This is a genomic window from Massilia sp. DJPM01 (assembly GCF_030348125.1).
GTDB lineage: Bacteria > Pseudomonadota > Gammaproteobacteria > Burkholderiales > Burkholderiaceae_D > Telluria_A > Telluria_A frigida.
In genome coordinates this window covers 1-6,579 of sequence record NZ_JAQOZV010000109.1, presented here as the reverse complement: position 1 = coordinate 6,579, position 6,579 = coordinate 1, and the positions used below count along the sequence as shown (strand labels likewise).

The window sequence follows — 6,579 nt, the reverse complement described above, 5'->3', positions numbered from 1 at the left end:
AGGTTGTAGCGCATGCCCTTGAGGAAGCGCCGGCCATCGCGCGTGAGCAGGTCGAGCAGGGCCTTATCGGATCGGTTCTCGAACGGGATCCAGTTGTCAGTGGTGGCCATCAACCCCATTTCTTCGATGGTCGCCACTCCGGCCTTGTTCACGCCGAACGTCGCCACCGCGACCAGGTGAACCCCCTCGATGGCGTCCCACAGGCTCAGCTCCGTTTCGAAGCGCTTGTTAAGCCGCTTGTGCAGGTCCTCGTTGAGCATGAAAGCGAAGTCGGGCAGGTGTTTGACGACCAGCTTGTGCCCGTACCGCGATGGACTGATGGCCTTCACTTCACCAATGAGAAGCATGAGCTTGCGCGGTCCCGTCTGGCCCGCGGTCTGCGCAACGCGCGCCATCTGGGCCGCGCGAGCTTGGGCGATGGCATCCTTGCGATCAAGGACGAAGGGCTCAGGAATATACAGAATGTCGGACAGGTTGGCACCCTTGGTGCTCTTATGTTCAGCCGCGAGAAGCAGGTACTTCCTAATGACCCCCCAGTTGCGCTTGTTGCCCATCGACGGCGACCAACGTTGGAATCCGGCTTCCTCCCACAAATAGTGCAGCAGGCCGCGCAGCGTTAGCTTGCTGCCGTCGGTGAGCACGCTGTCAGCCCCGCCCTCCCCTTGTTCGGGTGCGCTCTTGCCGGCAATCTTCTTCAACGAGAAGTCCAATTTAAGCGCGGTGGTGCCGAGGTCCGCACTCTCGACAATGGCCGAGCCCATCACTTCGCCGAGGCCGGACAATTCTGCGGGCGGCTCGTACGAACCGCATGCGGCATCATGGTCGCCGCCCGTATTGGGCATGCGCTTGATGTAGAACTTTTCGCCGATATGGACGACGTACATCTCTATGCCCTTCGGTCGGCATAGGCAGACCGGACGATCCTTGCTCTTGTAGACGGAGGCCAGGATCCGGTTGAAGTCCCCGCTTTCCTTGTCGACGATCTCATCGCCGAAGCGGTAGGTCGTCATGCTCCCCGCCTTGGGCGACTGAAACACCCTGTCATGGTTTTTCTCCTTTGCAAATGGCAATCGCGGCATGCGATGCGAGATTCACGCAAAAACCGCAACCGCGGCTTTCGGCGCTAGACTGTTGTGCTTGCATTTTTACTCATGTGTGTGACTTTAGCACCAATGTTCGCACCAAACGCCACTAATATCAACAAACTTGCGGTACATGGAAATTTCTGTCGCGTGAACACGATGGAAATTGCTAAAATTATTAAAAAATGTAGCAACGACCAAAGTTTCGCGCGCGAAAGTGACCGAGAACGGTCACAATGTGGCGGTTTGAGTTTTACAATCTTCCTTGGACGAAATATATGCACCCATCCGAACAATCCGCCAGCTCGCAGTCGATCGCGGCGGCCGTCAAAGACCTGATGCATCGAAAGCAGGTCCCCGAACGCCAGCAAAGCAAAAAGCTTGGGGAGATCTTGAACCTGAGCTATTCGCAGGCGCACCGTAAGCTCAACACGGGTGCGGACTGGACGATCGCGCAGCTGCAGGTGGTCGCCGAGTATTTCGGCGAATCGTTGGCGTCAGTGGGTCTTGGCGAAGTCACTGCCGGCTCGGATGGCCAGCCGGCCGGGATGATGGAACAGGGCCTGTTCGTGGCTGCGGCGGGGCAGCACGAATACCCGTGCGTCATGTGGGTCGGCGAACAGCTGCACACGGCGCGCCGGGTGGACTTTGTCGCGTACCAGGACAAGGAAAAGTGGCGCGTCGTGGAGACGCTGCAGTGTCCGGACAATGTCGTGCGGTACAAGGTGAATAAATTGGAGATAGTCTTAAAGCAACCGCACGTGCCGACGGTGGCCGTCGTCGACGACGAACAGGGCTTTGCAGACAATATGCGCGACTTCCTCAACGAGAGCGGATTCAAGGCGACGGTCTTCTACAATGCGACTTCGATCGAGCGCGTCCTGCATGAAGGCGCCACGTTCGACGGCTATATCCTCGACTGGATACTCGGACAGCGTACCGCGGAGGGTCTGATCAAGCAAATACGTTATTCGGCCAGTCCGGCAGCGCCAATCTTCCTGTTGACAGGCGAAGTCGCCAGTGGCCTCGCAGACGAGGAGGAACTGGCGCGTGTCATTACCCAACTCGACGTACAGATCCGCGAGAAACCGGTACGGCTCAATCAGACGTTCACCGCTGAACTACACAAGGCATTCGGCGCCTAATTGGGCGGAACTACTTCGGCGCGCGGTGCAAGGTCACGACGTCGTGCGTCACGGGAATATGATTCTGGCCGGCGTCGACGACGAAGTCCGTTCCCACAAACGACTTGACGGTGGCCAGCAGCACGACTGCGTCGGCCACGTCCTCCGGCCCGGCCACATACCCCAGCAGGTTCGACACCTTACTCGCGTACGCAAAGTCTTCCGGCGTCTGGTCGCCGCTCTGGCTCATCAAACCGGGATAGACCGCGTTCACGCGCAGCACGTCGATCGCGGACACGGCCAGCATCTTCGTCATGTAACCGATACCGACCTTGCCGACGGTATAGCTGAAGTCGTCCGGATGGAAATTGTCGCGCACCTTCTGGTCGACGATATTGACAACGGCGCCGGTCTGCCCGCGCGCCTTGGCTTGCTGGTAGAAGGCCTGCGTGAGCAGGATCGGCGCGCGGCAGTTAATCCGCCAGGCGAGGTCGAGATTGTCGACCTCGAAGTCGATCAGGTTGTCCGGGAAATAGGCCGAGGCGCAGTTGACCAGGACATCGAGGCGGCCGAATTCCTCGTAAACGCCATCGATCAGCGCCCGGATCTGGGCGGCATCGCCCAGGTCGGCGCGGATCGCCACCGCGCGGCAACCGGCCGCGGTCAATGCAGCAACGGCGCCATCGGCGTCGGCACGCGACGTATGGTAGTGAACAACGATATCGTAGCCGCGTGCGGCAAACTTCTCGGCGATGACGCGGCCGGTACGCTTACTACCGCCCGTCACCAGGGCGACTGGTTGACTCATTTTGCATTCCTTTTCCCAAGACACCGTCCATTATATTGCGTAGCGTGTCCATGCGAACAGGTTTGGCGACATGGGCAGAAAAAGGCGCCCGCTGCTCGGGGGGTGCCACATCGGGAGAATAGGCGCTCAGGGCGACGATGGGCACATGCTGGTTCCTGCCAGGGGTGGCGCGCACGGCGGCCGCCACCTCGAATCCGTCCATGCCGGGCATGCTGATGTCCAGGAGAATGGCGTCGTACGAGTGGGTGGCCAGCTTCTGCAGTGCCACCTTGCCGCTGTCGGCCGCATCGCACACGTAGCCAATTTCCGTGAGCACTTCCTTGACCGATACGCGCACCTCGGCGTTGTCGTCGACCAGCAGTATGCGGTGGTGCTCAGCGATATCCATGCGGCTGTTCTCGGGCCCTGCCGGCTCGCCCGAGATCACTTCGACGGGCAGCACGACTTCGAAGCGCGTCCCCCGCCCCACGATGGACTGCACCTCGATCGTCCCGCCAAACAGTTCCACCAGGCGCTGGACGATGGCCAGGCCCATACCGGCGCCGTCGTACTTTCTGGTCCGGCTTTGGTCCAGCTGGGTGAAAGGCTCGAACAAGGAAGGCAGCTTGTCCGGGCTGATGCCGGGGCCGGTGTCCTCGACAACGAGATCGAGCTTGTCGCCGTTGGCGGTCACGAGGTCCAATGTGACCTGGATCCGGCCGGTCGGCGTGTACTTGATCGCGTTGGTGATCAGATTGGTGGCGATCTGCTCGAAGCGGCGCGCGTCGGATGCGACCTGCAGCGCCCGCTTTTTGCGGCGCAGGACGAGGTCCAGGCCACTATTGACCGCCTGCCCCTTGAATTCGTCGACCACCCGCTCGAGCAGTTCGCCGGGGTCAAATACCATGCGCCGCAATTCGAGCTTGCCGGCCCCCAGCCTGGCGTAATCGGTGAGATCTTCCATCTGGGCCTCGAGGCGGGCGGCGGCACTGGTGAGGCGTTCGACCACCTCCGCGTCGCGCGCGCTCACCATCCGCTTCACCAGCAGGTCGATGGAAGAAATGATCGTCTGCAGCGGCGTCTTCAGTTCATGGCTGATGGTGCCAAGGATGGTGTTCTTCGTAAAAATCGCGTCGGCCAGCGCCGCCTCGGCCTTACGCTCGGCGAGGATCGACGCCTCGTTTTGTGCGATCAGGTGCTTGGCGCGGAAATAGTTGAGCATGTACAGGCCGATGCCGCCGATGAACATCCCCCACAGGACCATGACGAACGCGAACAGCTTGCTGCGCTTCTCGGTAAAGTCCGCCAGGGTCGCCTCGCGGTGCTTCATCTCCGCAAAGCGCACAGCGTTCGACAGTTCGTTGACCGTGTCCCGCATTTCGTCGAAGCGCCCGACCAGGCGGCCGACCAGCTCCTGTTGCTTCGGCAGCGCCTCCAGATCCTTGTCGACGTGGGCCATGAAGGCCCCAAGTTTGTCGACGGATTCCCGATACATCGGCACGCCCTTGACAAAAAAGTCGGTCAGCAGGGATTCCGACGACAGGACGTGGAACTTCGACTGCAGGACCTGCTGGCGCAGCTTGAGCGCCTCGATGTTGCGGTCCATGCCGGAGGCGTAGCGGACGATCTGGTTGTCCAGGCGCTCGAACTGGATCTGGTACTGCGCCACGGTCCAGTAATATCCTTCGTTCGGACCCGTCGTGGCGACCAGCTGCGCCGGCGACACCAACAGGCCATAGCTGTAATACGCCATGGCTGTCGTAGCGACAGCGGCCATGGCGGCAAAGGCTGCGAATTTCGACCAATTCTCGCGAATAAGTCGAATCATTGAAATACGATACGACTGACCTGCCAGACGAATTTCGCCTCCGAAGTCGGGGTGTTCAGTTCCTTGGGGTGCTTATCTTTTGGATAAATAAGGAAGTACGGGCCGAATTTGCTCGCCTCGAGAGGCTTCCCGTTCATGGTGCGCGCAAGGACGACGCCATAGCGCTTGAAGTCTGCCACGGGGATCCGCACAGAGTAGTCATCGAGCGCGTACACCTGGGCGTACTCGCCCTTGGCGCCGGTGACCCGCATGATTTCTTCCATCTTCACTCCTGTGAACTTCGACACCGGCGTCCAGGTCGTCGCGGTTGTGATGCTGCTCTGAGGCATGGCCATGAACTGATCCGCGCTCAGCGTGTACACCTTCGATGCATTGGGCAACGCGGCGATGTTTCCGCCGATTTCGAGCACGGGGGATCCGGACGCAAAGACGAAACCCGCCGCGAACATGGCAATGACACCAACAGTGCGTTTCGATTGTTTCATATGAGCATCCTTTGCGCAATATGGATCAGTTGACTATGCATAATGAGTAAAAACGTAACAATGACTATTTACTATTGCAAAAATAACATATTTGAGGATAGAGCACATCTTTTGCCGAGGTAACTGTAAATATCAAGCAACAGTGTTGAGTGCTGCAAACGGCGTCACTTTCGCGCGCGAAAGTCGGCGGCCAGTTTCGCGCGCGAAAGTCGAATCGCCCTCCCCTGTTCTCCTGCGTTGTCGCCTGCGGCCCCGGTTATGGACGTCCGATGCCGTCCGTCAACCCCCCCGGTGGCAGCACGGCCGCGGACACCCGTTCCTCAATCCCCAATTCAGCCCCCTTGAAGGGTGAGGGGGCTTGCTTGGGGATAAACAAACGGAACGGTTCAGAATCGGCGGCCCGTTACCTCGCTGCCTGATGACCCACCCTTCCCCACCCTGCCCGTGAAGGCAGGGCTTTCCCCACCCCCCGCGCCCGCCCAAGGGCGGGAGCGAGAGAGTTCGAGCGAGAGGATCGATTTCAATCACCGGGGGAAAGACGAGAATGAAGGCACATACAAGACAACAGCCGCTGCTCGACGGCTCGCGGCGACGTCGCTTGCGCAGGGAGCTGGCGGGCAGGCCCATCGCCGTGTGCTTCGGCGCGGGGGTGGACTCGACGGCCATGCTGGTGCTGTTGCGGATGTGCGACATCACGCCGACGCTGGTCACGTTCGCCGATGTGCCCAACGCCGAGAAGCCGGAGACGATGCTGCACCTGGCGCGAACCGATGCACTGCTTGCCGAGTGGGGCTGGCCAGCCATCGATCGCTGCTGGAAGCGGACCCTGCCATCGACCGGCTACACGGACTTGGAAGGCAATTGCCTGAAAAACGAAACGCTGCCGTCGCTCGCCTTCGGGCTCAAAAGCTGTTCGTTGAAATGGAAGACCGGTCCCCAGGATCAGTTCATCAGGGGCGTGACCAAGGGGCCGGCGAAGCGGCCGCCGCACCCCCTGTGGTTGAACTATCTCGCCACCGGGACGCGAATCGTCAAGCTCATCGGTTATGACTGCGGCCCTGCGGACAAGCGCCGATCGGCCAGGCTCGCGGAGGCCGACGAACATTTTGACTACATCTATCCGCTGCAGCTGGTGGGCTGGGAGCGGCGGCACTGCATCGAGGCGATCACCGCCACCCTTGGCGCGGACATGGTACCCATCAAGAGCGCGTGCTTCTTCTGTCCCGCGAGCAAGGAGTGGGAGCTGTACTGGCTGGCCGAACGTCACCCGGAT

At 60.3% G+C, this 6,579-nt stretch carries 6 protein-coding genes; 2 read left to right on the top strand and 4 right to left on the bottom strand.

Annotated elements, in window-relative coordinates:
• The coding region (locus PO883_RS33375) for a DUF1173 domain-containing protein (protein ID WP_289313623.1) at positions 1-1,010 on the bottom strand (1,010 nt) is incomplete at its 3' end.
• Positions 1,011-1,360: 350 nt separating this feature from the next.
• Between PO883_RS33375 and PO883_RS33370 the strand changes: the two genes are divergently transcribed.
• Positions 1,361-2,227 (top strand): helix-turn-helix domain-containing protein, encoded by an 867-nt coding sequence (locus PO883_RS33370; RefSeq protein ID WP_289313622.1) that lies wholly within the window; start codon positions 1,361-1,363, stop codon positions 2,225-2,227.
• 10 nt (positions 2,228-2,237) lie between these two features.
• Here PO883_RS33370 and PO883_RS33365 read toward each other — a convergent pair whose 3' ends face one another.
• From PO883_RS33365 to PO883_RS33355, 3 genes are read right to left on the bottom strand one after another with little or no spacing between them, the layout of a single operon-like run.
• The gene (locus PO883_RS33365; RefSeq protein WP_289313621.1) at positions 2,238-3,014 is read right to left on the bottom strand and encodes an SDR family oxidoreductase; all 777 of its coding nucleotides are present in this window, start codon (positions 3,012-3,014) and stop codon (positions 2,238-2,240) included.
• The gene (locus PO883_RS33360) at positions 2,980-4,821 is read right to left on the bottom strand and encodes an ATP-binding protein (RefSeq protein WP_289313620.1); all 1,842 of its coding nucleotides are present in this window, start codon (positions 4,819-4,821) and stop codon (positions 2,980-2,982) included. Before PO883_RS33360 ends, PO883_RS33365 begins: the two co-directional genes overlap by 35 nt.
• On the bottom strand, positions 4,818-5,306 hold the full coding sequence (locus PO883_RS33355; RefSeq protein WP_289313619.1) for a molybdopterin-dependent oxidoreductase: 489 nt from the start codon (positions 5,304-5,306) through the stop codon (positions 4,818-4,820). The genes PO883_RS33360 and PO883_RS33355 overlap by 4 nt, the downstream gene beginning before the upstream one ends.
• 544 nt (positions 5,307-5,850) lie before the next feature.
• Here PO883_RS33355 and PO883_RS33350 point away from each other — a divergent pair.
• Positions 5,851-6,579 (top strand): hypothetical protein (locus tag PO883_RS33350; RefSeq protein WP_289313618.1); only part of this gene is annotated, 729 nt, incomplete at its 3' end.